Source organism: Hydrogenophaga crassostreae (assembly GCF_001761385.1).
GTDB classification, from domain to species: domain Bacteria; phylum Pseudomonadota; class Gammaproteobacteria; order Burkholderiales; family Burkholderiaceae_C; genus Hydrogenophaga; species Hydrogenophaga crassostreae.
The window spans coordinates 153,126-179,306 of the sequence record NZ_CP017476.1 but is presented as its reverse complement, the minus strand read 5'-3'; the positions used below and the strand labels follow the sequence as shown (position 1 = coordinate 179,306).

Annotated in this window: 29 protein-coding genes and 1 pseudogene; 19 read left to right on the top strand and 11 right to left on the bottom strand. The window is 64.4% G+C overall.

Going from position 1 to position 26,181, the window contains the following annotated elements:
• Window positions 1–18: 18 nt before the first annotated feature.
• Window positions 19–471: a DUF3237 domain-containing protein gene (locus LPB072_RS00880; protein WP_231943376.1), complete on the top strand. Its 453-nt coding sequence runs from the start codon at window positions 19–21 to the stop codon at window positions 469–471.
• A 15-nt stretch (window positions 472–486) separates the two neighbouring features.
• On the opposite strand, the gene LPB072_RS00875 is transcribed toward LPB072_RS00880, so the two are convergent.
• From LPB072_RS00875 to LPB072_RS00865, 3 genes are read right to left on the bottom strand one after another with little or no spacing between them, the layout of a single operon-like run.
• Window positions 487–1,188, bottom strand: coding sequence for an ABC transporter ATP-binding protein (locus tag LPB072_RS00875; RefSeq protein ID WP_066091426.1), 702 nt, complete (start codon window positions 1,186–1,188; stop codon window positions 487–489).
• Window positions 1,185–2,459 carry an ABC transporter permease gene (locus LPB072_RS00870; RefSeq protein ID WP_197508887.1) on the bottom strand — a complete coding sequence of 425 codons (1,275 nt, stop codon included), beginning with the start codon at window positions 2,457–2,459 and terminating at the stop codon, window positions 1,185–1,187. Before LPB072_RS00870 ends, LPB072_RS00875 begins: the two co-directional genes overlap by 4 nt.
• Window positions 2,460–2,466: 7 nt before the next feature.
• Window positions 2,467–3,696: an efflux RND transporter periplasmic adaptor subunit gene (locus tag LPB072_RS00865; RefSeq protein WP_066091425.1), complete on the bottom strand. Its 1,230-nt coding sequence runs from the start codon at window positions 3,694–3,696 to the stop codon at window positions 2,467–2,469.
• A 157-nt stretch (window positions 3,697–3,853) separates the two neighbouring features.
• On the opposite strand from LPB072_RS00865, the gene LPB072_RS00860 reads away from it, so the two are divergent.
• The 6 genes from LPB072_RS00860 to LPB072_RS00835 all read left to right on the top strand — a co-directional run bounded on the left by LPB072_RS00860 (window position 3,854) and on the right by LPB072_RS00835 (window position 8,692).
• A complete protein-coding gene (locus tag LPB072_RS00860; RefSeq protein WP_407927822.1) occupies window positions 3,854–5,137 on the top strand; it encodes a solute carrier family 23 protein in 1,284 nt (427 codons plus the stop codon).
• Between the two features lie 4 nt (window positions 5,138–5,141).
• Window positions 5,142–5,750, top strand: coding sequence for a DNA-3-methyladenine glycosylase I (locus LPB072_RS00855; RefSeq protein WP_066091423.1), 609 nt, complete (start codon window positions 5,142–5,144; stop codon window positions 5,748–5,750).
• A gap of 133 nt (window positions 5,751–5,883) precedes the next feature.
• On the top strand, window positions 5,884–6,462 hold the full coding sequence (locus LPB072_RS00850; RefSeq protein WP_066091422.1) for a DJ-1/PfpI family protein: 579 nt from the start codon (window positions 5,884–5,886) through the stop codon (window positions 6,460–6,462).
• Between the two features lie 49 nt (window positions 6,463–6,511).
• A complete protein-coding gene (locus LPB072_RS00845) occupies window positions 6,512–6,925 on the top strand; it encodes a ribbon-helix-helix domain-containing protein (RefSeq protein ID WP_066091420.1) in 414 nt (137 codons plus the stop codon).
• 117 nt (window positions 6,926–7,042) lie between these two features.
• Window positions 7,043–7,465 carry a hotdog fold thioesterase gene (locus tag LPB072_RS00840; RefSeq protein ID WP_066091418.1) on the top strand — a complete coding sequence of 141 codons (423 nt, stop codon included), beginning with the start codon at window positions 7,043–7,045 and terminating at the stop codon, window positions 7,463–7,465.
• Between the two features lie 93 nt (window positions 7,466–7,558).
• On the top strand, window positions 7,559–8,692 hold the full coding sequence (locus tag LPB072_RS00835; RefSeq protein ID WP_066091416.1) for a PilT/PilU family type 4a pilus ATPase: 1,134 nt from the start codon (window positions 7,559–7,561) through the stop codon (window positions 8,690–8,692).
• Window positions 8,693–8,741: 49 nt separating this feature from the next.
• Here the strand turns inward: LPB072_RS00835 and LPB072_RS00830 are convergent, their stop codons facing one another.
• The gene (locus LPB072_RS00830; protein ID WP_066091414.1) at window positions 8,742–9,668 is read right to left on the bottom strand and encodes a LysR family transcriptional regulator; all 927 of its coding nucleotides are present in this window, start codon (window positions 9,666–9,668) and stop codon (window positions 8,742–8,744) included.
• A gap of 269 nt (window positions 9,669–9,937) precedes the next feature.
• Between LPB072_RS00830 and LPB072_RS00825 the strand changes: the two genes are divergently transcribed.
• Genes LPB072_RS00825 through LPB072_RS00790 form a run of 8 tightly spaced genes read left to right on the top strand, consistent with a single transcriptional unit; the run spans window position 9,938 to window position 17,989 of the window.
• Entirely contained in the window at window positions 9,938–10,684 is a 747-nt protein-coding gene (locus LPB072_RS00825; protein WP_066091438.1) for a 5-oxoprolinase subunit PxpA, read from the top strand.
• Between the two features lie 31 nt (window positions 10,685–10,715).
• On the top strand, window positions 10,716–10,964 hold the full coding sequence (locus LPB072_RS00820) for an acetyl-CoA carboxylase (protein WP_066091413.1): 249 nt from the start codon (window positions 10,716–10,718) through the stop codon (window positions 10,962–10,964).
• Window positions 10,965–10,977: 13 nt separating this feature from the next.
• A complete protein-coding gene (locus LPB072_RS00815) occupies window positions 10,978–12,420 on the top strand; it encodes an acetyl-CoA carboxylase biotin carboxylase subunit (protein WP_066091411.1) in 1,443 nt (480 codons plus the stop codon).
• Window positions 12,417–13,313 (top strand): 5-oxoprolinase subunit B family protein, encoded by an 897-nt coding sequence (locus tag LPB072_RS00810; protein WP_066091408.1) that lies wholly within the window; start codon window positions 12,417–12,419, stop codon window positions 13,311–13,313. Before LPB072_RS00815 ends, LPB072_RS00810 begins: the two co-directional genes overlap by 4 nt.
• Window positions 13,303–14,280 carry a 5-oxoprolinase subunit C family protein gene (locus LPB072_RS00805; RefSeq protein ID WP_066091407.1) on the top strand — a complete coding sequence of 326 codons (978 nt, stop codon included), beginning with the start codon at window positions 13,303–13,305 and terminating at the stop codon, window positions 14,278–14,280. The genes LPB072_RS00810 and LPB072_RS00805 overlap by 11 nt, the downstream gene beginning before the upstream one ends.
• 58 nt (window positions 14,281–14,338) lie before the next feature.
• Window positions 14,339–15,421 (top strand): TMAO reductase system periplasmic protein TorT, encoded by a 1,083-nt coding sequence (gene torT / locus LPB072_RS00800; protein ID WP_066091405.1) that lies wholly within the window; start codon window positions 14,339–14,341, stop codon window positions 15,419–15,421.
• 13 nt (window positions 15,422–15,434) lie between these two features.
• Window positions 15,435–16,946, top strand: coding sequence for a sugar ABC transporter ATP-binding protein (locus tag LPB072_RS00795; RefSeq protein WP_066091402.1), 1,512 nt, complete (start codon window positions 15,435–15,437; stop codon window positions 16,944–16,946).
• A gap of 14 nt (window positions 16,947–16,960) precedes the next feature.
• Window positions 16,961–17,989 carry an ABC transporter permease gene (locus LPB072_RS00790; protein ID WP_066091436.1) on the top strand — a complete coding sequence of 343 codons (1,029 nt, stop codon included), beginning with the start codon at window positions 16,961–16,963 and terminating at the stop codon, window positions 17,987–17,989.
• Between the two features lie 41 nt (window positions 17,990–18,030).
• Here the strand turns inward: LPB072_RS00790 and LPB072_RS00785 are convergent, their stop codons facing one another.
• Window positions 18,031–18,402 carry a hypothetical protein gene (locus LPB072_RS00785; RefSeq protein ID WP_066091400.1) on the bottom strand — a complete coding sequence of 124 codons (372 nt, stop codon included), beginning with the start codon at window positions 18,400–18,402 and terminating at the stop codon, window positions 18,031–18,033.
• Window positions 18,399–18,980, bottom strand: coding sequence for a cob(I)yrinic acid a,c-diamide adenosyltransferase (locus LPB072_RS00780; RefSeq protein ID WP_066091398.1), 582 nt, complete (start codon window positions 18,978–18,980; stop codon window positions 18,399–18,401). Before LPB072_RS00780 ends, LPB072_RS00785 begins: the two co-directional genes overlap by 4 nt.
• Window positions 18,981–19,189: 209 nt before the next feature.
• Between LPB072_RS00780 and LPB072_RS00775 the strand changes: the two genes are divergently transcribed.
• Together LPB072_RS00775 and LPB072_RS00770 are read left to right on the top strand one after the other, a co-directional pair.
• Window positions 19,190–19,501, top strand: coding sequence for an EF-hand domain-containing protein (locus LPB072_RS00775; protein WP_066091396.1), 312 nt, complete (start codon window positions 19,190–19,192; stop codon window positions 19,499–19,501).
• Window positions 19,502–19,583: 82 nt separating this feature from the next.
• Complete coding sequence (locus LPB072_RS00770; RefSeq protein WP_066091394.1) at window positions 19,584–21,008, top strand: FAD-binding oxidoreductase; 1,425 nt, start codon at window positions 19,584–19,586, stop codon at window positions 21,006–21,008.
• A 31-nt stretch (window positions 21,009–21,039) separates the two neighbouring features.
• On the opposite strand, the gene LPB072_RS00765 is transcribed toward LPB072_RS00770, so the two are convergent.
• From LPB072_RS00765 to LPB072_RS00755, 4 genes and pseudogenes are all read right to left on the bottom strand, one after another.
• On the bottom strand, window positions 21,040–22,347 hold the full coding sequence (locus LPB072_RS00765; protein ID WP_066091392.1) for an FIST signal transduction protein: 1,308 nt from the start codon (window positions 22,345–22,347) through the stop codon (window positions 21,040–21,042).
• Between the two features lie 45 nt (window positions 22,348–22,392).
• Window positions 22,393–22,662 carry a hypothetical protein gene (locus LPB072_RS23775; RefSeq protein WP_231943373.1) on the bottom strand — a complete coding sequence of 90 codons (270 nt, stop codon included), beginning with the start codon at window positions 22,660–22,662 and terminating at the stop codon, window positions 22,393–22,395.
• A 212-nt stretch (window positions 22,663–22,874) separates the two neighbouring features.
• Window positions 22,875–22,982: pseudogene (locus tag LPB072_RS24110) on the bottom strand (PhaM family polyhydroxyalkanoate granule multifunctional regulatory protein); the annotation flags it as partial.
• Window positions 22,983–23,131: 149 nt separating this feature from the next.
• Window positions 23,132–23,962, bottom strand: coding sequence for an enoyl-CoA hydratase/isomerase family protein (locus tag LPB072_RS00755; RefSeq protein ID WP_066091434.1), 831 nt, complete (start codon window positions 23,960–23,962; stop codon window positions 23,132–23,134).
• Between the two features lie 167 nt (window positions 23,963–24,129).
• Between LPB072_RS00755 and LPB072_RS00750 the strand changes: the two genes are divergently transcribed.
• Both LPB072_RS00750 and LPB072_RS00745 read left to right on the top strand, forming a co-directional pair.
• Window positions 24,130–24,516 carry a TraR/DksA family transcriptional regulator gene (locus tag LPB072_RS00750; protein ID WP_066091388.1) on the top strand — a complete coding sequence of 129 codons (387 nt, stop codon included), beginning with the start codon at window positions 24,130–24,132 and terminating at the stop codon, window positions 24,514–24,516.
• Window positions 24,517–24,550: 34 nt separating this feature from the next.
• Window positions 24,551–25,000: a hypothetical protein gene (locus LPB072_RS00745; protein WP_066091386.1), complete on the top strand. Its 450-nt coding sequence runs from the start codon at window positions 24,551–24,553 to the stop codon at window positions 24,998–25,000.
• Window positions 25,001–25,082: 82 nt separating this feature from the next.
• On the opposite strand, the gene LPB072_RS00740 is transcribed toward LPB072_RS00745, so the two are convergent.
• Window positions 25,083–26,093 (bottom strand): fumarylacetoacetate hydrolase family protein, encoded by a 1,011-nt coding sequence (locus tag LPB072_RS00740; RefSeq protein WP_066091385.1) that lies wholly within the window; start codon window positions 26,091–26,093, stop codon window positions 25,083–25,085.
• Between the last annotated feature and the right edge of the window lie 88 nt (window positions 26,094–26,181).

Genomic DNA, 26,181 nt, shown 5'->3' with positions numbered 1-26,181 from the left:
CCCGTACTCGAATCCGTGATGGACCTCTCCGTCACCGTGGCCACGCCGCTGGAGGCGGGCCAGATCAGCGGCACGCACAGCCGAGGCCTGCGCCGCATCATTCCCATTACCGGCGGTACCGTGCGCGGGCAATTGAACGGCCGGGTGCTGTCCGGCGGCGCGGATTTCCAGCTCGTGCTGAGCGAGACCATGGCCGACCTCGATGCGCGCTACCTGCTGCAACTCGACGACCCCGAATGGGCGGGCGCCCACGTGTTCGTGCAAAACCGCGCGCTGCGCCGGGGCTCGGCCGAAGACATCGCCAAGCTGGTGCGCGGCGAGCCGGTGGACCCGGCCGCGATTTACTTTCGCTGCGCGCCGACCTTTGAGGTCTCGCATCCGGCACTGGCCTGGATGACCGAAAGCCTGTTCATCGGCACCGGTGCGCGCTTCCCCGACCGGGTGGAGATGCGGTTTTTCCGGGTCTGCTGAAAACGGCTCTGCGCGTCAGTCGCTGACCAGGCGGCCGTCGACCAGCTGGATGGTCCGATCGCACGAGCCCGCCAGGCGGGGATCGTGGGTGACGATCAGGCAGGCGCTGCCATGGTCGCGGTTGAACTCGCGCAACAAGGCAAAAATTTCATCGGCCGTGACCGTGTCAAGGTTGCCTGTGGGTTCGTCGGCCAGAATCAGCCGGGGCCGCAGCGACAACGCCCGAGCAATCGCCACGCGCTGCTGCATGCCACCCGAAAGCTCGCCCGGGCGTTTGTGTTCAGCGCCCTTGAGCCCCACCCGCACCAGCAGATCGCGCGCCGTGGCTTCCGCCTCTGGCGTGGCCGTGCCGTGACCGATCATGGATGGCAGCATCACGTTTTCCAGCGCGCTGAACGCCGGCAGCAGATGGTGGAACTGGAACACAAAGCCGATGGTGGCGCCGCGCAGCTGCGTCAGGCCGGCGTCGTCCAGACCGTCGGCGCGCTGGCCGGCGATTTCCAGCGTGCCGGCGGTGGTGTGCTCCAGCAGGCCGATGATGTTGAGCAGCGTGCTTTTGCCCGAGCCCGACGGCCCGGTGAGCGCCACAAATTCGGCTTGCTGCAAGGTGACATCGATGCCGTGCAGCACCTCGGCCTCCACGGGCGTGCCGATGTTGTAACGCTTGCGGATGCCGCGCAGCTGCAAGATGGGCGCGTTCAGCGGGGTGTCGTTCATGTGCGTATCGCCTGCACCGGGTCCATGCGGGCCGCGCTGCGCGCGGGCACCGCCGCGGCCACCACACCCACCACACAAGCGACCACCGACGCCATCAGCACCAGCGCCGGATCGAGCTCGGCTGGAAACATGGGCATGCCGTCCGCGCCCTTGAACACATGGGAAAACACGACCAGCAAAGAGTAGGCCAGCAGCGCGCCCAGCACCGAGCCCACCAGACCCACCAGACCGCCCTGCAGCAGAAACACCGACATGATGCGTTTGCGCCCCATGCCCATGGCGCGCAGGATGCCGATCTCGCGCTGCTTTTGCACCACGCTCACCACCAGCACGCTGGAGATACCCAGCGCCACGATGATGACCACGAAGCTGCGGATCAGGTTGTTGGAAGCGCTCTGGTTCGACAGCGCATTGAGCAGGCCCGAGTTGGTCTGCATCCAGCTGTCCACGCTCAGGCCGGTGCGCGCGCGCAGGCCATCGGCCACGGCGTTGGCGCCGAACAGGTCTTTCACCGTGAGGTCGATGTTGGACACCCCGCCGCTGAGATCAAGCAGCGTCTGGCCGAGCTTGAGCGTGACAAACATCCAGCGCCGGTTGAGATCGCGGTTGCCCGTGTCAAACAGGCCGGTGATGGTGAGCGATTCGCTGCGGCCGACGGCGCTGGTCACCCGCACTTTGTCGCCCAGGGTGACGCCAAGGTCCTTGGCCAGCTCGATGCCCATCAGCGTGTTCACGCCCGAGACGTCGAAGCGGCCCCGGGTCATCTTGCTGTCCATGTCCACCACGCGCCTGTAGTTGTCGGGCTGCACCCCCATGATCACCACGCTCTTGTTGCTGTTGCCCCGCGCCACAAACACCGGCCCGCTGACCACCGGCGACACCGCCAGCACCCCCGGCGTGCCCGCCGCCAGTTCGGCCACGCGCTCCCACTGGTCCACCGAGCGCAGGCGCTGCGCACGCGGCTGCACCAGCGCGGCCAGCGCCTCGCCCGGCTCGCTGCGCAGCACGCGCGCTGTCTCCTCTTCTGGCGCGGTGATGACGATGTGGGCCTGGGAGCCCAGCGTGCGGTCGATGATCGTGACCTGGAGCTGGTTGATCAGCTGGGTGAGAAAAATGATGACCGCCACGCCGCCGGTGACCCCGGCGAGGATGAGCGCGCTCTGCATGCGACCTTCGCGCAGAAAGCGCAAGGCCACCAGCAGCTCGAACGGCATCCAGCGTGCCCAGCTGCTCACCGCGGGGCGGTGACGGGAAACGGAAAACCAGGCCATGGCGCGTTCAGCCCGCGGGCCTGGCCACGGCCTGGCTCAACACGTTGCCCCGGCGCACGCGGTCGCCCGGCAGGGCTTTTTCGGTCTGGGGGATGGCCTCTTCGCCGGCGCTCACGCCTTCGGTGATCTCGATCGATCCCACGCCACGCAGGCCAAGGGTCACGGGCTGGCGCACCGCCTCGCCGTCGCGCAGCAGCAGCACCCAGGGCGCGGGGCTGTCGGTGTCGCGCACGGCGCTGGAAGGCAGCACCAGGGCGTCGCTGCGGGCGCCGCCCACCAGCTCAACCGATACCGTCATGTCGGGCTTGAGAAACGCGGGCGGTTCGGTCACGGTCAACCAGACGTCGACCGTGCCGCGCTGCGGATCCACAGCGGGCGCAATGTAGCTCAGGCGGGCCTCGAAGCCCTGGCCCGGGTAGGCATCGGCCACCGCGCGGGCGGCCATGCCAAGCTTCAACACACGCAGATGCTTTTCGTCGATCGCCGCCTCCACGCGCAAGCCCCCCGACGCGGCCAGGGTGAGCAACACACGACCCGGCTGGGCTGTGCTGCCCGGCTCCACCTGCCTGCTGAGCACCGTGGCGTCCAACGGGCTGACGATGCGCAGGCGGGACAAGCGGGCCTGGGCGAGGGCCACCTGGGCGCTGGCCTGGCCCATCCGCGCAGCCGCCAGCCTGCGCTCGACACCGCCGGGAAGATTGGCCTCTGACTGCAAGCGTGCCGTGGTGAGTGCGCTGCGCGCCGTGTCGAGCAGCCGCTGAGCGTCGTCCAGCTTCTGCTGGGCAAAGAACCCTTGGGCGACCAGCTCGCTGGCACGGCCATGCTCGCGGCGGGCGGCCTCGAACCCGGCTTGCGCCTGCACCACCACCTGAGACGCCACAGGCGCCCCCACGGAGGCTTGCTGACGCAAGCGCGCCTGAGCCTCGGCCAAAGCAGCACGGGCCTGCTGCAGGCTGGCCTGGGCTTCGTCATCGGCCAGGCGCAACAGCAGATCGCCCGCTTTCACCGTGTCCCCCGCCTGAACCAGCACAGCCAGCACCTGCGCGGTCACCTCGGTGGCGATATCGAGCCGGGCGGGGGCATTCAATCGACCCGTGGCCACCACCGACTGCGCGATGGCCGAGCGCACCACCGGTACCACGGCCACGCGCTCACCGCCCGGCAAGCTGCGCCACGCCAGCGTGCCTGCGACCATCAGCGCCACCACCAACAGGATCCAACGGGTCTGGGATTTCATGGATGGACATTACCAAAATGCAGGCACACGCGACTTGCCTTTGCGCAAGCACCCGGCATTCAGCGCGAAAGAAAGTCGCCTGCAAGCTTGTGAGGGCCGCGCCCTGCTTGCACAATCCCCGGCACAACAAACAAAGAACGGAGTTTTTCGCATGAGCATGTTCCACTGGACAGAGAAGCCCTCCGCCACGCTGCAAAGCGGCGGCGTGATCGGCCCCGATGAGCGCCTGCCCTGGCCCTCCACCGCCGTCATGGGCGTGCAACACCTGATCGCCATGTTCGGCGCCACGGTGCTCGCACCCATCCTCATGGGCTTCGACCCCAACGTGGCCATCCTCATGAGCGGCATCGGTACCCTGATCTTCTTCGTGATGACCGGCGGCAAGGTGCCCAGCTACCTGGGCTCCAGCTTCGCTTTCATCGGCGTGGTGATCGCCGCCAGCGGCTACACCGGGCCCGGGCCCAACGCCAACATCGGCGTGGCGCTGGGCGGCATCGTCGCCTGCGGCATTGTGTACACGCTGATCGGCATGCTGGTGCAAGCCATTGGCACGGGCTGGATCGAGAAGCTCATGCCCCCGGTGGTCACCGGCGCGGTGGTCGCCGTGATCGGCCTCAACCTGGCCGGCATCCCGATCAAGAACATGGCACCGACCAACTTCGACGCCTGGATGCAAGGCATCACCTTTGTCTGCGTGGCCCTGGTCGCGGTGTTCACCTCGGGCATGGTGCAGCGCCTGCTGATTCTGGTGGGCCTGATTCTGGCCAGCGTGATTTACGCGGTGCTCACCAACGGCATGGGCTTCGGCACGCCGATGGACCTCTCGGGCATCGCCAACGCGGCCTGGTTCGGCATGCCCGGCTTCGCGGCACCGGTGTTTGAAGCCAAGGCCATGAGCCTGATCGCGCCGGTGGCCATCATCCTGGTGGCGGAAAACCTGGGCCACATCAAGGCCGTGACCGCAATGACCGGCAAAAACCTCGACAAGTACATGGGTCGCGCCTTCATGGGCGACGGTGTGGCGACCATGGTGGCCGGCATGTCGGGCGGCACCGGCGTGACCACCTACGCCGAGAACATCGGCGTCATGGCCGCGACCAAGATCTATTCAACCGCCGTGTTTTTCGTCGCCGGCTGCTTTGCCATCGTGCTCGGCTTCTCACCCAAGTTCGGCGCGCTGATCCAGGCGATTCCGCTGCCGGTCATGGGCGGCGTGTCCATCGTGGTGTTCGGCTTGATCGCCATCGCCGGCGCCAAGATCTGGGTCGACAACAAAGTTGATTTTTCCGACAACAAGAACCTGCTGGTGGCCGCCATCACGCTGATTCTGGGCACCGGGGACTACACGCTGAAGTTCGGTGATTTCGCCTTCGGTGGCATCGGAACCGCCACCTTCGGCGCCGTGTTGCTGCACCTGCTGCTCAACCGCCGCAAGGCCTGAGCCCATGGGCACCGCCACGGTCAACGGCCCCGACGGGCTGCCGCGCTGCGGCTGGTGCGCGGCAGCCCCCGAGTTCTTCGCGTACCACGACGCGGAATGGGGCTTCCCCGTGGCCGACGACCGTCGGCTGTTTGAAAAGCTCTGCCTTGAGGGCTTTCAATCGGGCTTGAGCTGGCGCACCATTTTGGCCAAGCGCGAGAGCTTTCGCGCCGCTTTCAGCAGCTTTGACATCGACACGGTGGCCCGCTTCACCGAACAAGATGTCGAACGCCTGATGCAGGACGCAGGCATCGTGCGCCACCGGGGCAAGATCGAAGCCGCGATCAACAATGCGCGCTGCGCGCAACAACTGATCGCGCGCGAGGGCTCGCTGGCGGCCTATTTCTGGCGCCACGAACCCGCAGCCAAAGACCTTGCCGAGCCGCAAACGGTCTCCACTTCAGCGGCTTCGATCGCCTTGTCCAAGGCTTTGAAAAAGCAGGGCTGGAAGTTTGTTGGCCCGACCACGGTCTTTGCCTTCATGCAGGCCATGGGCCTGATCAACGACCATGCCGAGGGCTGCGTGGTCCGGGCCCAGGTGGCCAAGGCGCGCCAGGTGTTCCAACGCCCCTGAAGACCGTTCTGGCGCCCAAGGCCGCGCCCGCTTGCCCGGGAAAACCCTGAAGCGCGCAGTAATTGGCTGTTACCCCCTGCTGCACCGCCGCCTCAAGAATCAAGGCTTCATCCACCTTCTTGAGGAGACTCCCATGGGCAAAAAACTGCTGATGATCTGCGGCGACTACTGCGAAGACTACGAAACCATGGTGCCGTTTCAGGCGCTGCAGGCCGTGGGCCACACGGTGCACGCTGTCGCGCCCGACAAGGCCGCAGGGGACTTCATCCACACGGCCATCCACGATTTCGAAGGGGCCCAGACCTACAGCGAAAAGCCCGGTCACCGCTTCACGCTCAACGCCACCTTCGCCGACATCAAACCCGAGACCTACGACGGGCTGGTGATTCCCGGCGGGCGCGGCCCCGAGTACCTGCGCATGCATGCCCCGGTCATGGCGATGGTGAAACACTTCACGTCCACCGGCAAACCCGTGGCCGCGGTGTGCCACGGCGCACAGCTGCTGGCCGCGACGGGCGATATCAAAGGCCGCACCATTTCAGCCTACCCCGCTTGTCAGGTCGAGGTGGAGTTGGCGGGCGCAAAATACGCCAACATTCCCGTGGACCAGGCGGTGACCGACGGCCCTTTTGTGACGGCGCCCGCCTGGCCCGCCCACCCGGCCTGGATCGCGCAGTTCCTCGCCGTGCTGGGCACCCGAATCACCCACTGAATGCCACCCGGGCCGCCCGCTCGCTGGCCCACCGCCCAAGGAGTTCGCCATGTGTGAGATCTTCATCAGCGCCCAGCCCGACAGCTACGCCAGCCGCACCCGCTCGGTGCGGCTGCATGGGGTGGTCACCAGCATCCGACTGGAAAACCTGTACTGGGCCGTGCTGGAAGAAATCGGCCTGCGCGACGGCATGGGGGTGGTGCAGTTGATCGAAAAACTCTACGACGAGCTGGTCGAAGCGCGCGGCGAGGTGGGCAATTTCTCGTCCTTCCTGCGCGTGAGCGCGCTGCGTTACATGGCGCTGCAGGCGCACCAGCGCATTCCCATGGACAACGCCATCCCGATCGGCTCGCTCGACGCCCGGGCCGTGCTGCACGCCCTGCCGTCGCACTGGGCCCTGCCAGCCCGGGGCAGCGGCAGCAGCGCGCCAGGCGCCGTGGTGCCGCTGCGGCGCAGGGGCTGAGCGCAGGCCAGCATCCGCCGCTGCGCCGAGTCCTGCACGGGACGCGACGCGGGGCGGTGCAGGCGCTACAGTGCAACGCATCCCTCAGCCACCCTGCGGCCCGCGCCGCACGCACCCATGCCGATCTGGAAACAAGCCATCTCCATCGAAATTCTCAACCGCATCAGCCTTGGCACGGCCAATGAGCACCTGGGCATGGAGTTCACCGAAGTGGGCGACGACTTCATCACCGCCCGCGTACCGGTCGACCGCCGCACCATCCAGCCCTATGGCCTGCTGCACGGCGGCGTGAGCGTGGCGCTGGCCGAAACACTGGGCTCATGTGGCGCGGCGTTCTGTGTGCCCGAGGGCTACCGAACGGTGGGGCTGGACATCAACGCCAACCACCTGAAAGGCGCCACCAGCGGGTGGGTCACGGGCACCACGCGCCCGGTGCACATTGGGCGCAGCACGCAAGTGTGGGCCATTGAACTCAAGAATGAGGCGGGTGAGCTGACCTGCGTTTCGCGCATCACCATGGCGGTGTTGGCACCCAAATGAGCTGAGCCGCGCTGCAATCGGCGCGGGGGACATTCAAGGTGGGCGCCTGGCGGTCGATACACAAGGGGCCTGCCCCCTTTTCATTGGACCCCCATGGACTCTGCCCTCGCCAACGCGCTCCCCGACGACCTTGGACGCTACCTCTCTTTGATGGTGGCGCAGGGTGCGTCGGACCTGTTTCTTTCCAGTGGTGCGCCGGCGTCGCTCAAAGTGCAAGGCGTGGTCAAACGCCTGCCTGAAGCGGTGATGCGTGGGGCACAGGTGCAGCAACTCGCTTACTCGGTGATGCGCGAAGCGCAGGTTCGCGACTTTGAGGCCACGCAGGAATGCGATCTGGCCATTGCCATTGAGGGTCTGGGCCGCTTTCGGGTCAACGTCTACCGCCAGCGCGGCGAAGTGGCCGTGGTGGTGCGCCACGTCAACTCGAAAATTCCGACGCTGGAGAGCCTGAATCTGCCCCCGGTATTGAGTCGCCTGGCCATGCTCAAGCGGGGCCTGGTGCTGGTGGTGGGGGCGGCGGGCTCGGGCAAGTCGACCACGCTGGCCGCCATGCTGAACTACCGCAACCAACATGCTGCCGGCCACATCCTGACGGTGGAAGACCCCATGGAATTCGAGCACAGCCACAACATGTCGAATGTGGATCAGCGCGAAGTGGGGCTGGACACCCGGTCGTTTGACGAGGCCCTGCGCCACGCCATGCGCGAGGCACCCGATGTGATCATGATTGGCGAGATTCGCGACCGCGACACCATGCAGCATGCGCTGGCCTATGCAGAAACAGGCCACCTGTGTGTGTCCACGCTGCATGCCAACAACGCCAACCAGGCGCAACAGCGCATCCTGAATTTTTTCCCGGAAACAGCGCACAAGCAGATCCTGATGGACCTGTCGCTCAACCTCAAGGGTGTGGTTGGGCAACGGTTAATCCCCGGCACGCATGATCGGCTGGTGCCGGCACTGGAGGTCATGCTGCTGTCACCGTATATCGCCGATCTGATCCAGAAAGGCAAAACCGACGAAGTCAAGGATGTGATCGCCAAAAGCAATGAACAGGGCATGATCTCGTTCGACCAGTCGCTCTACACGCTTTACCAGCGCGGCGAAATTTCGCTGGAACAAGCGCTGGACAACGCCGATTCGCGCACCGATCTTTCATTGCGCATCCGCCTGCATGCCGGGCAACTCCCCGACGCTTCGCAAATGCAGATGCTCAAAGCGGGGTAGCCCCTCGCGTCGCGCGTTCCACCCGGTTCTTGCCCCCCCTGGCCCGGGCTCAAAGGCGGTTGCGGCCCACACGCGCCGAAGTGGGGTCCAGAAACTGGTGACGAAAGTAATCGCGAAAAGCGGTCATGGCCGGCGTGGGCTCGGTGCCCTGCTTCCAGCTCAGGCCGATGTTCATGGTCGGGATTTCGTCGCGCAGGTTGATGGTCTCGATGCGCTTGCCTTCCAGTGACCAGGGCCTGTAGACCATGTCCGACAAGATGCACACACCCATGCCGTTGGCCACCGTGCTGCGCACCGCTTCGACCGAACTGGTGCGCAGGCGGATATCGGGCCGGTGCGGCGTCTGGCTCCAGTACTTCAGCGAGGTCGCTGCGGCTTCATCCACCGTGAGCATGATGTAAGGCTCCTGCGCCACATCGGCCAGCGACACCTCCTGCTTGTCGAGCAAGGGGTGTTTGCTGCTCACCCACAGGCGCCGGTGAGAGCCGAAGAAGGTCTCCAGTGTCAGCTCCGACAAGGCCACGTTGGAGGTCAGCAGCACCCCCATGTCGTAGCGCCGCGTGATCAGCCCTTCTTCGATGTCCTGGCGCGCCGCCTCGTGCACCTTGATGTTCACCCGCGGATGCAGACGGGAGAAGCGGTCGAGGTGGTGCGGCAGAAAGTAGCCCAGCACGGTGTAGCTCGCGGCCACCGTCAACTCGCCCTCCACCGTGGCCTCTTCATCGGGCATGCGTTCGGCCGCCTCGGCCGCGGCGAGCACCGAATAGGCGTGGCTCAGAAAACGCCGCCCCGCGTTGGTGAGTTCAACGCCATGTGAATGGCGCTCGAACAGCGGCTGGCGAACCATGTCTTCGAGCTCGCGCACGGCTGTTGTCACGGCGGACTGAGAAATGTTCAGCTGAACCGCCGCCTGCGAAATGCGGCCCACCTCGGCCACCGCCGTGAAATACCGAAGCTGCCGAATCGTGAGTGCCATGGTCGTCCTCTGATCAATGTCTGATGCGATCTGAATTTCCGCATCTAGATACAGATGAAGACTGTTATTCAGATGGCTTCTACCGAGGGTAAACCAAGGCGTCCGCCTCTGACCATCTGTTTTTCAGATAGAGAAACATCTGAATTCGATGCTTTTCAGATGCAATCCCCAGCCCTATTCTTCCCTCACCTGGCCCGGTTTTCCGGCTTGTTCGATCCACCCAACGGCGAAATCCTGTGAAGAAAACGCAAATCGATCTCAACTCCGACATGGGCGAAGGCTTCGGCCCCTGGACCATTGGCGACGGCGTGGATGCGCAGTTGATGCCATTGATCAGTTCGGCCAATGTGGCCACCGGCTTCCACGCCGGAGACCCCAGCACCATGCGCCGCACGGTGGAGATGGCTGCAGCGCTGGGCGTTGGCGTCGGCGCCCATCCCGGCTTTCGTGACCTGGTGGGTTTTGGCCGCCGCCACATGCATGTCGGCGTTGACGAACTGGTCAACGACATGCTCTACCAGCTCGGCGCACTGCGCGAAATCGCCGCGCTGGACGGCGTCAAGCTGCAGCACATCAAGCCCCACGGCGCGCTCTACATGCACGTGGCCCAGGACGAAGCCCTGGCCCGGGCGCTGGTCGAGGCGCTGCGAAAGGTCGACCCCCAGCTGTTCCTGTTCTGCATGGGCGGCTCGGTGGTGCACCGCTTGGCCCAGGCGGCAGGCCAGCCCGTGGTGCGGGAGTTTTACGCCGACCGCGACTACGGCTCCAACGGTTTCATCGTCTTCACGCGCCGGGTGTCCGCGCTCGACCCCAAGGCCGTGGCACAGAAAGTGCTCCTCGCTTGTGAGCAAGGCGTGGTCAAAACCGTTGACGGTCAGACCGTGGCCATCGAGTTCGACTCGGTTTGCATCCACAGCGACACCCCCGGCGCCCTGGCGCTGGTGCAGGCAACCCGCCAACTGCTGGATGACCGCGGCGTTCAGGTCGTGGGTGTCAACCAACTGCCTCTGCGCTGACCCCCCAACCCCCCTTTTTCAGGAGCCTTTGATGTCCACCACCCACGCTATCGAGAGCCCCCTGCCGGGCACGTTTTACCGCCGCTCTTCACCCGATGCGCCGCCGTTCAAGTCCGAGGGTGACGCGGTCGCCGTGGGCGATGTGATCGGCCTGATCGAAGTGATGAAACAGTTCAGCGAAATCAGCGCCGAGGTGGCCGGGCGCATGGGCGCCTTCCAGGTCGAGGATGCCGCGCCGGTCGATCCCGGTCAGGTGCTGGCCACCATCGAAGTTGACTGAGGCGGGCCACACGATGAAAGCTGCTTTCAACAAGGTGCTGATCGCCAACCGCGGCGAAATCGCCGTGCGCATCATCCGCGCGGCCAAAGAGCTGGGTCTGCAAACTGTCGCTGTCTACAGCGATGCCGATGCCCGGAGCCTGGCCGTTCAAATGGCCGACGAAGCGGTGCGCATCGGCCCGGCCCACGCCAGCAAGAGCTACCTTGACGCCGATGCCGTGTTGCACGCGGCCGAGCTGAGCGGCGCCGGCGCGGTGCACCCCGGCTACGGCTTCCTCTCGGAGAACGCCGACTTTGCCGAACGCATCGAAGCCGCCGGCATGGTCTACATCGGCCCCACACCCGAGGCCATCCGCACCATGGGCAACAAAGCCGCAGCGCGCGCCGCGGCGATGCGCGCCGGCGTGCCGACGGTACCGGGCAGCGAAGGTGTGGTGAACGACGCCGACAGCGCGGTGGCCCAGGCCGAGGCCGTTGGCTACCCCATCATGATCAAGGCTTCGGCCGGCGGCGGCGGGCGAGGCATCCGCATCGCCCGCGACGAAGCCGAGCTGCGCCAGCAATTCGCCACCGCCACCGCCGAAGCCAAGGCGGCCTTTGGCAACGGCGAGGTGTACCTGGAGCGCTTCATTCGCCGCGCGCGCCACATCGAAGTGCAGATCCTGGGCGACGGCGCACGCGTGGTGCATTGTTTCGAACGGGAATGCTCGCTGCAACGCCGGCGCCAGAAGGTCTGGGAAGAGGCGCCGTCGGCCGCCCTCAGCGAAACCAAGCGCGCCGAGCTGTGCGCCTCGGCACTGCGCCTGGCCAACGCCGTGTCCTACCGCGGCGCAGGCACGCTGGAATACCTCTTTGACGACGACACGCAGGAGTTCTTCTTCATCGAGATGAACACCCGCATCCAGGTCGAACACCCGGTCACCGAGATGGTCACCGGCATCGATCTGGTCAAGGAAATGATCTGCATTGCGCTGGGCAACCCCCTGCGTCTGCGGCAGGAAGACATCCGGCTGGAGGGCGCGGCCATCGAGGTGCGAATCAACGCCGAGAACGCGGCCAAGGGCTTCATGCCCAGCCCCGGTCTGATCTCGCAACTGGTGGTGCCCGGCGGCCCCGGCGTGCGCTTCGATTCCATGCTGTTTCCCGGCTACACCGTCCCGGCCTACTACGACTCGCTGCTGGGCAAGCTCATCGTGCACGACCGCGACCGCGCCAACGCGCTGGCCCGACTGCGCCGCGCGCTGGGTGAACTCAAGGTCGAAGGCGTGCACACCACGATCGCCTTGCACCAGGCCCTGAGTGGCGATGCACAAGTGGCCGCCGCCGATGTGCACACCGGCTTTCTGGAGACCTGGCTGGACGCCAACCCGCTGGCGCCCGCGTCTCCGATCCCGGTGGCAGCGCCCGCCGCGGTGCCCTCGGCGCCAACCCCTTCCAGTGAAAAGGTGACCGCATGAACGAAACCACTTTGCCCAGCCAGGCCCGCTACACCTTCGGCGGCGACGAGCACCTGTTCGTCGAAATCAGCGAAGAGATGTCGCTGCCGGCCTTCTTCAAAGGCATGGCCATCTGCAAGGCGCTGCGCGAACGCGCGGTGCCAGGCGTGACCGAAATCTGTCCGGCCAACGCCGCCTATCTCGTGCGCTTCGATCCCGACATCGTTGCACCCGAAGAACTGCTCTCCATCCTGGTGGAACTCGAGTCCGGCCTGGGCGCAGACGACATGTCGATGGAGACGCGCATCATCGAGATACCGGTGCTCTACAACGACCCCTGGACGCACGAAACCCTGATGCGTTTTCGCGAACGCCACCAGGACCCCGGCAGCACCGACATCGAATACGCCGCGCGCATCAACCGCTTCGACAGCGTCGACGACTTCATCACCGCCCACGCCAGCGCGCCCTGGTTCGTCTCCATGGTGGGCTTTGTCGCTGGACTGCCCTTCCTCTACCAGATGGTTGACCGACCGCGCCAGATCGAGGTGCCCAAGTACCTGAGCCCGCGCACCGACACGCCCAAACAAACCCTGGGCTACGGCGGCTGCTTCAGCTGCGTGTATTCGGTGCGCGGCGCGGGCGGTTACCAGATGTTCGGCGTGACACCGGCGCCCATCTTCGACCCGGCGCAAAAGCTGTCGTACTTCAAGGACCTGATGGTGTTCTTCCAGCCGGGCGACATCGTCAAGTGGAAACCCATCGACCGCGCCGAGTACGACCGCCAGATCGCACAGGTCGAGGCCGGTGACTACACGCTGCAAATCAAGCCCGTGTCCTTCTCACTGAAAGACTTCATGGCCGATCCAGACGGCTACAACCAAGAACTGCTGAAGGTGCTCCATGGCAATTGAAGTGATCAAGCCCGGCCTCGCAACCAGCGTCCAGGACGCGGGCCGCCCCGGCTACTACCACCTGGGCATTCCCCTCTCCGGCGCCCTCGACCAGGAAAGCTACCTGCTGGCCAACCTGCTGGTGGGCAACGACGAAGGCGCCGCCGTCATCGAATGCACGCTGATGGGCCCCGAACTGCGCTTCGACGCGCCCGCCCTGATCGCTGTCACCGGCGCACAGGCTGCGGTGAAGGTCAACGGGCAGGAGGTGCCTGGCAACCAGTCGATCGCGGTGCAGGCCGGCGACACGCTGACTTTTGGGTTCATGAAACTGGGCGCGCGCAGCTTCATCGCCGTCGCCGGTGGTATCGACGTGCCGGTGATGCTGGGCAGCCGGTCCACCTACGGCCTGGGCGCCTTCGGTGGCTTTGAAGGCCGCAAACTGCTGGCCGGCGACAAGCTGCCGGTGGGCACGCCGTCGGCCCATGCCAGAGCCGGTCAGACCGCACCCGACGTCGGCCGACCCGCTTTGGCCAAAGACATCCCGTTGCGTGTGTTGCCCGGTCTGTATTTCCACCGCTTGCAGGAAGCTTCGGGCAAGCGGTTCTTTGAAGAAACCTGGACCGTGGCCTCTGAGGCCGACCGCATCGGTTACCGCTACAAAGGCGGCACGGCCCTGGAATTCCTGCCGCGCACGCCGCCCTTCGGCGCGGGCGACGACCCGTCCAACATCGTGGACGCCGGCTACCCCTACGGCTCCATCCAGGTGCCCGGCGGGCGCGAGCCCATCATCCTGCAGCGCGATGCGGTTTCGGGCGGCGGCTACGCCACCATCGGCGCCGTCATCAGCGCCGACATGGACCGCGTGGCCCAGATGCAGCCCAACCACAAGGCGCAATTCGTCGCCGTCGACATGGCGCAGGCCCTGGCCGCACGCGCCGAACGCAAACAACGCCTCGATGCGATGCGGGCGGCCCTGGCGCCCTGAGCGCCAGCCGCCTGCAAACCCTTTTTCTTTTCCCTTTCCCAACCCCTAGGAGTTCATCATGAACGGCTCATCTGCGCGCGTCTCCCTGATCGTCGGTTCTCTGGCAGCGGCCATGCTGTGGCACGGCGCTGCCAGCGCGGCTGACTGGTTTCCCTACAAGGCCGAGGCCACCGAGCCGGCGTTTGCCGCCGACGGCAAGAAGGTGCCGATCGACTACACGCCACTGGCCAAGGCGAGCAAGAAGTGGGACATCTGCGTGTCCTTCCCGCACATGAAAGACGCCTACTGGCTGGGTGTGGACTACGGCGTGGCCGACGAGGCCAAGCGCCTGGGCGTGAGCATGAAGCTGGCGGACGCTGGCGGCTACACCAACCTGTCCAAGCAGATTTCCCAGATCGAAGACTGCGTGGCGCGGGGCGCAGACGCGGTGGTGATCGGCGCCATTTCCGGCGACGGCCTGGCCAACGTGATCAAGACCGTGGCGGCCAAAAAAGTGCCGGTGATCGACCTGGTCAACGGCATCAACTCGCCCGACGTATCGGCCAAGTCGCTGGTGTCGTTCTACACCATGGGCCAGTCCACCGGCGAGTACCTGGCCAAGAAACACCCGGCCGGTTCGCCCGCCGTGAAGGTCGGCTGGTTCCCCGGCCCGGCCGGTGCGGCCTGGGTGGAAGCGGCGCACCAGGGTTTCATGGACGCGATCAAGGGCAGCTCGGTGCAGGCGCTCGACCCCAAGTACGGTGACACCGGCAAGGAAGCCCAGTCCAAGCTGGTCGAAGACGTGTTGCAGGCCAACCCGGACATCACCTACGTGGCCGGCACCGCCGTCACCGCCGAAGCCGCCACCAGCATCCTGCGGGCACGCGACCTGACCAAGAAGGTGCAGATCCTGTCCTTCTACATGACGCCCGGCGTCTACGAAGGCATACAGCGCGGCCGCATCATCGCCGCCCCGGCCGACTCCATGGTGATCCAGGGCCGCATCGCCATCGACCAGGCCGTGCGCCTGCTGGAAGGCAAGGAAGTCAGCAAGCACGTGGGGCCGAAGATCTTTGTGGTCGACAGCAGCAACATCAAGACCGTGAAGCTGACCGACATCCTGCCGCCGGCCAATTTCCGCCCCGTCTTTGACGTGAAGTGAAGAGGCCGCGTCCATGCATGCCGAACCTGTCCTGCTGCAAACCGTTGCGCTGAGCAAGCACTACCCGGGCGTCCTGGCCCTCGACGGAGTGGACTTCGAATTGCGATCGGGTGAGGTGCACGTGTTGTTCGGGGAAAACGGGGCCGGCAAGTCCACGCTGATCTCGCTGCTGGCGGGCGCCAACACGCCCACCAGCGGCGAGATCCGCATCCACGGCGAAAGCGTGCAACTGCCGAGCGTGCACGAGGCACGGCTTCGCGGCATCAGCGCGGTGTTTCAGGAGTTTTCCCTGATCCCCACACTGACGGTGGCGCAGAACCTGAGCCTGGGCGACGAGCCGGCGCGCCATGGCCTGCTGGACCGCGCCGCCGTCAGGCAGCGTGCGCGCGACATGCTCGCCGACCTCGGTTTTGACATCGATGAAAACGCGCTGGTCTCGGGCCTGACGCGGGCGCAGCAACAGATGGTGGAGATCGCCAAGGGCCTGCGCGGCAAGGTCTCTGTGCTCATCCTCGACGAGCCCACGGCCTCACTGACCGACAAGGAGGCGCAACGCCTGTTTGAGCTGGTGGGTCGTCTCAAGGCCCAGGGCGTGGGCATCATCTACATCTCCCACCGCATGCAGGAGATCACCCAGATCGCCGACCGCATCACCGTCCTGCGCGACGGCAAACGCATCACCACGGTCGACGCCAGCGCGGTGACCCACGACCAGCTGATCGAATTGATGAGCGGGCGCTCGATCGAAAAAATCTACCCCCGAATCGCCCACCAGCCGGGTGAGGTGGTGCTGGAAGTCAACGGGCTGAGTTCACCCAACGGTGTGCGCAGCGCCGGACTTCGTGTGCGCCGCGGCGAAGTGGTCGGGCTGGCCGGCCTGGTGGGTTGTGGCAAGTCGGAGCTGTTTCGCGCCATCTACGGCCTGGACCGCGTGAGCGCCGGTCAGGTCGTTTTCAAAGGCCAGACGCGCACCGGCGCCACCGTGCGCCAGATGCTCGACAACGGCTTTTTCTATCTGCCGCCCGATCGCAAGGGCGAAGGCCTGGTGCTGGGATTCACCTCGCAGGCCAACATCACACTGCCCATCCTCAGCGGCCCGCTGAGATCGCGCGGCGGCTGGCTTCGGCGGCAACTGGGCCGGCGGCTCAGCGAGCAAGCGGCCGAGCAGGTCGAGCTGGTGCCGCGCAACCTGCACAAGCCGGTGTCACTGCTCTCGGGCGGCAACCAGCAAAAGGTGCTGTTTGGCAAAGGCATGACGCGCCAGGCCGATCTGTATGTGTTCGACGAGCCCACGGTCGGCGTGGACATCGGCACCCGCAGCGCGCTGTACCAGGTGATCCAGAAACTCTGCGAAGGCGGCGCCGCAGTGGTGGTGATTTCATCCGACCTGCCCGAGGTGTTGCACCTGAGCCACCGCCTCTACGTGATGCGCCACGGTGAGATTGCCGGTGAACTGGCTGGCCAGGACATCAACGAATCCGCTGTTCTCAACCTCTTTTTCGGTGCCGGCGAAAGCAACCCATGAACCCTGTGACCTCCATGAACCCCGCATCCCTCCCCGTTCCCAATGCCCCCGCCCGGCTGCTCGGCGTCCTGCGCGATGTGTTCGTGCGCCTTGGCGTGTTGCCCTTCATGCTGGCCGGCGCCTTTGTCGTCTTCAGCCTGATGTCGGACCAGTTCCTCACGGTGCAAAACCTGGTCAACCTGCTGCGCCAGTCGGTCTACCTGATCCTGGTGTCGCTGGGCCAGATGCTGGCGCTGGTGACCGGCGGCTTTGACCTGTCGGTGGGCACGGTCATGGCCCTGACCTCGGTGGTCTCGGCCCTGGCCATGCAGCACCTGGGCGCGGCGCTGCCCGACGCGGCCTGGCTGGTCATCATCGGCGGCTGTGTCTGCGGCATGCTGGCCGGTCTGAGCGTGGGCCTGGTCAACGGCGTGGGCGTGGCCATCTTCGGGGTATCGCCCTTCATCGTCACGCTGGGGGTGCAATCCATCGGCTTCGGCGCAGCGCTGTACCTCACGGGCGGTGTGCCGGTTTCGGGTCTGCCGCCCGAATTCAGCGACCTCTTCGGCTACGGCAACCTGCTCGGTGTGCCGGTGCCCATTCTGGTGACCGCGGTGTGCGCGATCGGCATGGCGTTGCTGATGAGCCGCACACCCATTGGCACCCACCTGCTCGCCGTGGGCGGCAACGCCAAGGCATCGGCCCTCTCGGGCATCAACACCCGTCGGGTTTTGTTGCTGGCCTACCTGCTGTGCGCCGGTTTCGCCGCCATCAGCGGCCTGCTGCTGACCGCCCGGGTGGAAACCGGTGAGGCCAACCTGGGCGGTTCGGTGGCGCTGGAGTCCATCGCCGCTTGCGTGATCGCCGGCGTGAGCCTGCGCGGCGGCATGGGCCGGGTACCCAATGTGGTCATGGGCGCGATCTTCATCGGGCTGGTGCAAAACGGCATGAACCTGGCCAGTGTGGGCTCCTACTTGCAGATGGTGGTGCTGGGGGTCTTGCTGATCGTCGCGGTGGTGGCCGACCAGTTGCGCCACCGGCTGGTGGTGCCGGGCAACCACTGAATCTGAGACGACAGGCCCGAACCCTGGCCCGGCGAATGGGCTCAGGGCTCGGCGAGTTCGCAGCGCCCCTGCCCACTGGCCAGGCCCCGAAAATCGCTGCGCCAGGTGCGCGCGGCAAAATCGATCTGGATGCGCTCATTGTCTTGCGAGGTCAGTACGGTCGTATCGTGCACCGAGAAGGTGTACACCGCCTGGCCATCGATGCGCACCTGGCTCAGCCGGCCCTCGCGGCCAACCAGCTCGACCTCACGAGCCCAGGTCTCGCGCGCCGGCAAATAAACCGGCTCGCAGCGCAGGACCGTGACCTGTTCCTTTTCTTGCGCGACGGCCGCGGTACCACCCCAGGCCAGCGAAGCACCTGTCAGGGCCAGCACGCCCAACGACGACCCGGCGCCCCAGGCGCGCGGAGTCATGAAGCGGCGTCCTCGCCCGTGCCGCCACCATTCATGCGCTCGCTTTTCCAGTAAACGTCGTCGCCACCGTTCATGCGGTTGAGCACGCGCGAGAGCACAAACATGAGATCGCTCAGGCGGTTGAGGTACTGGCGCGGCGCCTCCCCGATGGGCTCCTCTCCGCCGAGCGCAACCACGGCGCGCTCGGCGCGACGCGCCACCGTGCGGCACACATGGGCCTGTGATGCGGCCCGGTTGCCTGCCGGCAAGATGAACTCCTTCAAGCGGGGCAAGGCCTCGTTGTGCATCGCCAGCGCTTCGTCCAGCGCCAGCACGGCTTCGTCCTTGAGCAAGTTGAAACCCGGGATCGACAGCTCGCCGCCGAGGTTGAACAACTGGTGCTGGATCTCGACCAGCAGGTCTCGAATCTCGTCGGCCATGTCTTCGCAGAGCAGCACACCAATGTGGGAATTGAGCTCGTCCACATCGCCCATGGCGTGAACACGCAAGCTGTTTTTGGAGACGCGGGTGTTGTCACCCAAGCCAGTGGTACCGGCATCACCCGTGCGGGTGGCGATTTGAGAGAGGCGGTTTCCCATGAAGATCCTCGCGTGCATTTAGGAAAAGAATGAACTGGCGCCCATTGTGCGTGAATCACAACACGTAACAAAGAGCTCATTTGTGTGACTCTGGCAAGCAAGCTGTCACGCGAGCAACAGGTGGCAAAAGCACTGGCTTTACCGCGCTGGTCACTATGAAATGCGTAACCCCACATTGATTGGGTTATTCAAATTCAAGGAGCCTTCGCATGATCAAACGCCTGTCCATTCGCGACACCAACACCCAATTCGACAACCGCAGTCTGGTGCTGTTCGCGGTCCTTACCCTGGGCATCACGGGCGCCACGTGGGCCCAGAGCACCGCCGTCCCTGTGAACAACGACAGCGTTCTGGTGGCCTTGTTCTCCCAGGCCGACAACGATGCCGACAAGGCCTTGAACGCGGAAGAGGCCAAAGCCATCCCCGCATTGGCCGAGCGTTTCTCGGAGGTGGACGGCGATGGCGACGGGCGGGTTTCGGAAGCCGAATTCATGGCCTCCATGGCACCAGCCAAAAAATAGGTTCTCCCAGGGGCGTTCAAGCCAAGAAGCCGGGCCGGCGGTACACTGGCCCGACAAGACAAGGCCCAGACAGGAGACGCCCATGAATGCCCCAGCCCACCCCACCCATTGGGTGCCAGAACTCGCTCAGCGCGCCATACCCGAAGCATTGCTGACCGCACTACAGACCCGTTTTGGCGCTCAGTATTCACAAGCGATGGCCGTTCGTGAACAGCACGGGCGTGATGAATCGGCCTTTTCCCTGCCGCCCCCCTCAGCCGTGGTGTTCGCCGAATCCACGCAGGACGTGGCCGATGCCGTGGCCTTGGCGGCACGGCACAAAGCCCCGGTGATTCCCTTCGGTGTGGGGTCTTCTCTGGAAGGCCATTTGCTTGCCATTCAAGGGGGTATCAGCATTGATCTGGGCCGCATGAACCAGATCGTGTCCATCAATGCCGAGGACCTGACCGTCACGGTGCAACCGGGCGTTACGCGCAAGGCCCTGAACGATGCCGTCAAGAGCGAAGGTCTGTTTTTCCCCATCGATCCGGGTGCCGACGCTTCGCTGGGCGGCATGGCTGCCACGCGCGCTTCGGGCACCAACGCCGTGCGCTACGGCACCATGCGCGAGAACGTGCTGGCGCTCGAGGTGGTCACAGCGAGCGGCGAAGTCATTCGCACTGGGACCCGGGCGCGCAAGAGCAGCGCTGGCTACGACCTGACCCGCCTGATGGTGGGCAGCGAAGGCACGCTGGGCGTGATGACCGAGCTCACACTCAAGCTTTACCCTCTGCCCGAAGGCATCTCGGCTGCCACCTGCTCGTTCCCCACCATTGAAGCGGCGGTTCGCTGCGTGATCCAGGTCATTCAGATGGGCATTCCGATCGCCCGGTGCGAGCTCATCGACGCCGGCACGGTGCGCATGGTCAACACCCACAGCAAGCTCGGCCTGCGTGAAGAACACATGCTGTTGATGGAATTTCACGGCTCTCCCGCCAGCGTCAAGGAGCAAGCCGAGACCGTGCAGGAAATCGCCGACGAATTCGAAGGCCATGCATTTGAATGGGCCACCACCCCCGAAGAGCGAACCCGTTTGTGGACCGCTCGGCACAACGCCTATTTCGCAGCCATCCAGAGCAAACCCGGTTGCCGCGCGATCTCGACCGACACCTGCGTTCCCATCAGCAAACTGGCCGATTGCCTGCTTGACTCGGTGAGCGAAGCCGATGCGTCAGGGCTGCCCTATTTCCTGGTTGGCCACGTGGGTGACGGCAATTTCCACTTCGGCTACCTGATCGATCCCGACAACGGCGAAGAGCGCCGGGTCGCGGAAGCACTCAACCACCAACTGGTCAGCCGCGCCTTGACGCTCGGCGGCACCTGCACCGGGGAACACGGCGTGGGCCTGCACAAGATGGACTTCTTGCTGACCGAAACCGGCAGCGGCGGCGTTGACATGATGCGCGCCATCAAGCGCGCACTTGACCCCCACAACATCCTGAACCCAGGCAAGATTTTCACGCTTTAAAGCCTGTGCGGCACACCCGCACCGTGAACGCTCAGCCTTCCAGCGCAGGGGTGGTGAAAACGGTCAGCACGCCGGTATAGCCATACAGGTGCTGGTGGGCGATTTCGCCGCCTGCAAAAAACCCGACCAGAGGCACGTCACCCAACGCGCGGCGCACCGTTTGCAGCTCGGCGCTGGGTGCACCGAAGTGTGGCCCGCCGCGACCCACACAACTCACATAGACCGCGCCCACGATGCGTTGCGCGGGCTGCGCGGCGGTGTTGTCCAGCTCGGCATCCCCCAAAGCTGCGGCCGCTTCCACGCTGAGCTCTTCTGGCTCCAGCTCTTCCCGGATCTCGGCGCACACGCGCATCAAATCGGCCCTCGCAGCCTGGACATGGCGCTCGCAAAATGCCAGCCGCGTTCCGACTTCGGGTGCATCACCAATTGCCACGCCATGCCGGGCGGGGTCAAGGCCAATCAGGTGGCGCACCAGCACATCCGGGCCAAACTGCCCACGGGCAAAGCGCGCTTGCGCCGGTGCATCGTCCAGCCGGTGTTGTGGCCGTGTCAATCCGACCAATGCATTGCGCAGCTTGGGCATGGCCTCAGGCAGATTCTCCAAAGAGATGTCGAGCTCACGCAACAGCACCTCTAGCGCCGGCTCACCATCCAGGCCAAGCACCAGATTGCCATCGGCCTCGGTGATGATCCGCTCTTGACCGATGGGCTGGGCACCCTGCGTTACCCGGGAAACCAGACGCACCTCTGGCCCGAATGCCACACCACTCATACCGCCAACAAAGACACCGCTGGCGGCGCCCTGCCCCTTCATATGCCCCGCACTGCTGGAAGCAAACTGCACGTGTTTCGAACGGCTGCCTGCCAGCCCGCCAAACACGTATCCCGACGCAGTGCGTTGCGCCATTTCAGCAATCAATTCAGGCAGCTCCTGCGTCTGGCCATCGGCATGCACCAAGGCTGTGTAGGCCACAAAACCGTCGCTGCCCTGGCCGCTGGCGGCCAGGGGTGAAACACCACTGAACACGCGGTATTGATCGGGGCTCAGGTCACAGAGCATCACCGCCATGGCCGGTTCGTCGAAATACTCGACGTTGTTCGCCGCAATACCCACACCAACCGTACCCGCCCAATCGGTCACTTCGGGCAGCTCGGCACTGAGGTGCGCCAGCAGCGCCTCGGCGTCATCCGCGTAGTGATCGGTGATGTAGAGCAGGGCCAGGGCCGGTGAGTCGGCGCAGCCGGGCGAGGCCATCTGGGCCCGCAACTGTGTCAGAACCAGCGCAGCCGCCATGGCCCACTGCGGGTGGGTTGCGTGGGCGTAAGGGAATCGCTTCATGTACTGTGGTCCGGATGCGCTGGGTGCGCTCAAAGGCCCGGCGCTTCAACGCACTCGGGTTCGCGCAGGCGCTTTTTTGCCAGTTGCAGCTTTCTTGGTGGTGGCCGCCTTTTTTCGCGCCGGGGCGGTTCTCGCAGCCGCCTTGCTCGATGCCGTTTTTTTCGGGCCAGCCGGCACGCTTTGCTTGGCCAGGTCTTCCATCGCGCTGGCCGCGATGTTCTGAAACTGTTGCTGCAGCGCCCCCCACCATTGCACGGGATCGATCTTGTCTTGTGATGTCTCTGCCGCTTCGGCGCCTTTGCCCTTTGGCTGCACAGGCTCCCTTTCGGGGCGGGCTCGGGCACTGGCTCTTGCTCTGGCTGGGGCTCCACGGCGGAAGGCATCTGAAATCCGCTGAATCCTTTGGATACCGTATCTGCCGCCGCTTCACCGGCCTTGGCGAAATCACCAAAATTCACATTCAGATCGCGCAGCGTGGCCAGCGTCATTTTCTGAACCTCCATCGCCTGAATGGTGGCACTCAAAGCCTTGCTGTTTTGCTCCAGCCAAAAGTGCACCGCCTTGAGCTCATCGATGCGCTTTTCCAGATCTTCCACATTGAGCGTTGGCGCCACCCAGCTACCCAGATTGGGCATGCCGCCTCCCATGCCCTGGCCCGCGGCAGGCGCGGCCGGGTTGACGAGTTTTTGCAAGAATTCGAATCCGGGCACGAACTGGCCAAAACCAGAACCGGTGGTGTTGTTGCTCATGGGAATCTCCTGAAGGTTCGTCGGGGCGGCAACGTTCACTCGTCCACGCCATAGCGTGGCGCACGTCGCTCACGCAAGGATGCCACACCTTCGCGCACATCGGGACCGGCAAAACCCATGAACTCCAGCGCCAGTGAGGCGTCGAACGCCGGTCCAGCCTGACGCAGCCAGTTGTTGAGGGCGTACTTGGTCCAGCGGATCGCCGTCTGGCTGCCCGATGCCAGCCGGTCGGCAACCTCGTAGGCTTTGTCGAGCAACGCCGCATCCTCCACGGCCAGCGACACCAGCCCGATGCGCTCCGCCTCTTCGCCGCTGATCGGGTCGCACAGCAACAGGTAATACTTGGCCTTGGCCAGGCCACACAACAGCGGCCAGACTATGGCCGCGTGGTCGCCAGCGGCGACCCCCAGACGGGTGTGCCCATCCACAATCTTGGCGCTCCTGGCTGCGATCGAAATATCGGCCAGCAAGCCCGCGACCAGCCCCGCGCCGACCGCCGGGCCATGCATGGCACTGACGATGGGCTTGTCGCAGTTGATCACGTTGTAGACCAGATCCCGCGCTTCTTTCCACACCCGGGTGCGCACCTCAAAATCGGTCGCCATGTCTTGCACCAGCGCCAGATCGCCGCCACCCGAAAAGCCCAGGCCGCTGCCACGCAATACCGCGCAGCGCACGCTGTCGTCGCGCCCCACATCGCGCCATATTTCGCTCAACTCCCAATGCCCTTCATGGCCTGCCGTGGGCAATTTGCCATTGCCACCCGGGCCATTGGCGCGCATCTGGATATCCAGTACGCTGGGAATGCCTTCGACCAGGGGGCCCCGGCGTGTGATGTTGAGGGTTTGGTATCGGGTGTAGTCCACAGCGGTCATGAGGTTGTCTCCATTGATCAGATCGTGAGGGTTCATTTTGCCGCGCCGGGCAGGCACGGTTGCGCTTGATTTGCGTCAACACCCGGTTGCTGCTGCGAGCGCAAGATGAATTCATGGGTTGCGAAAACCTCGCTTGACCACTTCATCAGGAGCATCACATGAACACCCCGATTTCAGACACCTTCGGCCAGCAGTTGCACGACATGCGCCGTGAACTGTTGGCACAAGTGCGTGCACAGCGTGGCGGCAATCTCGGTCGCGCCGAAGCGGCCGCAGAAGCGCGCGAGCAGCAAAGCGATGACTGGGCACAGGCCGATGCCGCGCGCGACCTGAGTGTGGCATTGGAAGAGCGCGAAGCCGCCGAACTGGTCGCCATTGACGAAGCGCTCAAGCGTGTAGCCGATGGCAGCTTTGGCCTGTGCATCGACTGCGGGGTATCCATTCCCACAGCGCGCTTGCACGCCAACCCCACCTCGCTGCGGTGTGTGGCTTGTCAGGAAAAAGCCGAGCAAGCCGAAGGCATGGGAAAACCCGCCACGCTCTGAACATTCAGCTTTTCATATTTCAAAGGAAACCACCATGTCCACTTTTCACGCCATTGTCTGGATCGACCGTCGGGAAGCCCACGTGATCATGTTTGATCGCGAGCACATCGAATCCGAACGCATCAAATCCCGTAGCCACCACAAGGCAACGGGTGGGCATGTGGGTTCGAATCACCAGATGCACGGACGGGGACCATTGGTCTCGGGGAGTCACTCAGCCGATGGTGGGCACATCACGCCTGACGACCACTTCTATCATGAGGTTGCGCAAGCCCTGCTGGGTGCGCATGAAGTCCTCGTCACCGGGCCAGCACAGGCCAGGGACGAGTTTCGGGCCCATTGCGCACGCCACGATCCAGCGGTGGATAAAGCCATTGTGGATGTCATCGCCAGCGACCACCCCAGCGACGGTCAACTGGTGGCGATGGCGCGGCAGTATTTTTTGAAGCACGACCGGTTTGCCGCCGATCCAGCCCAGCGCTGAAGTCACCACGCTTTGAGAAAAAAAAGGCCCGCACAACGCGGGCCTTTTTCTTCATGGTGGCGAATGCCTTTGACTGGAAAGCTCAGGCGGCCAATTCAACAATTTTCTGGTCAATCGCGCCAAAAATGCTCTGACCGTCTTTGCCCTTCACTTCAATGCGGATGGTGTCGCCATAGCTCATGAAAGGGGTGACCGGCTTGCCATCAAGAATGGTTTCGATACAGCGTTTCTCTGCAATGCAGCTGTAGCCCTTGGGCCATTCTTTTTTGCCATTCACTTCGATGCCTTTGTTGCTCACCGTGCCGCTGCCCACGATGGAGCCGGCGCGCACGTTGCGTGTTTTGCCGATGTGCGCAATCAGTTGCCCAAAGTGAAAGGTCATTTCCGGGCCTGCGTCACACATACCCACTGTTTTGCCGTTCCAGACGGACTGCACAGGCAGGTGCACCCTGCCGCCTTGCCATGCGTCGCCCAGCTCGTCCGGAGTCACAGCCACGGGGCCAAATGCGGTGGCTGGCTTGCTTTGGAAAAAGCCGAACCCTTTGGCCAGTTCGGCAGGAATCAGGTTGCGCAACGACACGTCGTTCACCAGCATCAACAAGCGCACACCATCGACAGCTTGCTCGGGCGCGCAGCCCATCGGCACATCTCCGGTGATCACGGCAATCTCGGCCTCAAAGTCGATACCAAACGCCTCACTGGGCACCACCACGTCATCGCGTGGGCCAATGAAGTCATCGCTGCCGCCCTGGTACATCAGGGGGTCGGTGTAGAAAGTCTCGGGCACCTCGCTGTTGCGCGCCGCACGCACCAGCTCCACATGGTTGATATAGGCCGAACCATCGGCCCATTGGTAGGCACGGGGCAAAGGCGCCATGCACTGTGCCGGATCAAAGGGAAACGCATGGCGCGATTTGCCTTGATTGAGGGTCACATAGAGGTCTTGCAACTGGGGTGAAATGAAGTTCCAGTCGTCCAGCACCTGCTGCATTTTTGATGCGATGCCCGTCGCATAATGAGCGGTCGACAAATCGCGTGACACAACCACCAGTTGTCCGTCACGCGAGCCGTCTTTGTAGGTGGCGAGTTTCATGCAAGTCTCCTGTGGCCCAAGGCCGTCTGTTGGTGAGGCTGGATTCAGCGAAGCACCACGAACACGCGCCGCGAGCCACGCCAACCAA

Excerpts from the sequence above, each read along its gene's own strand:
- LPB072_RS00855 (WP_066091423.1), top strand. The coding sequence starts at position 5,142 with ATGGGCACCGCCACGGTCAACGGCCCCGACGGGCTGCCGCGCTGCGGC.
- LPB072_RS00750 (WP_066091388.1), top strand. The coding sequence starts at position 24,130 with ATGAACACCCCGATTTCAGACACCTTCGGCCAGCAGTTGCACGACATG.
- LPB072_RS00820 (WP_066091413.1), top strand. The coding sequence starts at position 10,716 with ATGTCCACCACCCACGCTATCGAGAGCCCCCTGCCGGGCACGTTTTAC.
- LPB072_RS00825 (WP_066091438.1), top strand. The coding sequence starts at position 9,938 with ATGGGCGAAGGCTTCGGCCCCTGGACCATTGGCGACGGCGTGGATGCG.
- LPB072_RS00860 (WP_407927822.1), top strand. The coding sequence starts at position 3,854 with ATGTTCCACTGGACAGAGAAGCCCTCCGCCACGCTGCAAAGCGGCGGC.
- LPB072_RS00745 (WP_066091386.1), top strand. The coding sequence starts at position 24,551 with ATGTCCACTTTTCACGCCATTGTCTGGATCGACCGTCGGGAAGCCCAC.
- LPB072_RS00840 (WP_066091418.1), top strand. The coding sequence starts at position 7,043 with ATGCCGATCTGGAAACAAGCCATCTCCATCGAAATTCTCAACCGCATC.
- LPB072_RS00765 (WP_066091392.1), bottom strand. The coding sequence starts at position 22,347 with ATGAAGCGATTCCCTTACGCCCACGCAACCCACCCGCAGTGGGCCATG.
- LPB072_RS00880 (WP_231943376.1), top strand. The coding sequence starts at position 19 with ATGGACCTCTCCGTCACCGTGGCCACGCCGCTGGAGGCGGGCCAGATC.
- LPB072_RS00770 (WP_066091394.1), top strand. The coding sequence starts at position 19,584 with ATGAATGCCCCAGCCCACCCCACCCATTGGGTGCCAGAACTCGCTCAG.
- LPB072_RS00810 (WP_066091408.1), top strand. The coding sequence starts at position 12,417 with ATGAACGAAACCACTTTGCCCAGCCAGGCCCGCTACACCTTCGGCGGC.
- LPB072_RS00775 (WP_066091396.1), top strand. The coding sequence starts at position 19,190 with ATGATCAAACGCCTGTCCATTCGCGACACCAACACCCAATTCGACAAC.
- LPB072_RS00815 (WP_066091411.1), top strand. The coding sequence starts at position 10,978 with ATGAAAGCTGCTTTCAACAAGGTGCTGATCGCCAACCGCGGCGAAATC.
- LPB072_RS00780 (WP_066091398.1), bottom strand. The coding sequence starts at position 18,980 with ATGGGAAACCGCCTCTCTCAAATCGCCACCCGCACGGGTGATGCCGGT.
- LPB072_RS00865 (WP_066091425.1), bottom strand. The coding sequence starts at position 3,696 with ATGAAATCCCAGACCCGTTGGATCCTGTTGGTGGTGGCGCTGATGGTC.
- LPB072_RS00830 (WP_066091414.1), bottom strand. The coding sequence starts at position 9,668 with ATGGCACTCACGATTCGGCAGCTTCGGTATTTCACGGCGGTGGCCGAG.
- torT (WP_066091405.1), top strand. The coding sequence starts at position 14,339 with ATGAACGGCTCATCTGCGCGCGTCTCCCTGATCGTCGGTTCTCTGGCA.
- LPB072_RS00790 (WP_066091436.1), top strand. The coding sequence starts at position 16,961 with ATGAACCCCGCATCCCTCCCCGTTCCCAATGCCCCCGCCCGGCTGCTC.
- LPB072_RS00835 (WP_066091416.1), top strand. The coding sequence starts at position 7,559 with ATGGACTCTGCCCTCGCCAACGCGCTCCCCGACGACCTTGGACGCTAC.
- LPB072_RS00795 (WP_066091402.1), top strand. The coding sequence starts at position 15,435 with ATGCATGCCGAACCTGTCCTGCTGCAAACCGTTGCGCTGAGCAAGCAC.
- LPB072_RS00870 (WP_197508887.1), bottom strand. The coding sequence starts at position 2,459 with ATGGCCTGGTTTTCCGTTTCCCGTCACCGCCCCGCGGTGAGCAGCTGG.
- LPB072_RS00875 (WP_066091426.1), bottom strand. The coding sequence starts at position 1,188 with ATGAACGACACCCCGCTGAACGCGCCCATCTTGCAGCTGCGCGGCATC.
- LPB072_RS00805 (WP_066091407.1), top strand. The coding sequence starts at position 13,303 with ATGGCAATTGAAGTGATCAAGCCCGGCCTCGCAACCAGCGTCCAGGAC.
- LPB072_RS00850 (WP_066091422.1), top strand. The coding sequence starts at position 5,884 with ATGGGCAAAAAACTGCTGATGATCTGCGGCGACTACTGCGAAGACTAC.
- LPB072_RS00785 (WP_066091400.1), bottom strand. The coding sequence starts at position 18,402 with ATGACTCCGCGCGCCTGGGGCGCCGGGTCGTCGTTGGGCGTGCTGGCC.
- LPB072_RS00740 (WP_066091385.1), bottom strand. The coding sequence starts at position 26,093 with ATGAAACTCGCCACCTACAAAGACGGCTCGCGTGACGGACAACTGGTG.
- LPB072_RS00845 (WP_066091420.1), top strand. The coding sequence starts at position 6,512 with ATGTGTGAGATCTTCATCAGCGCCCAGCCCGACAGCTACGCCAGCCGC.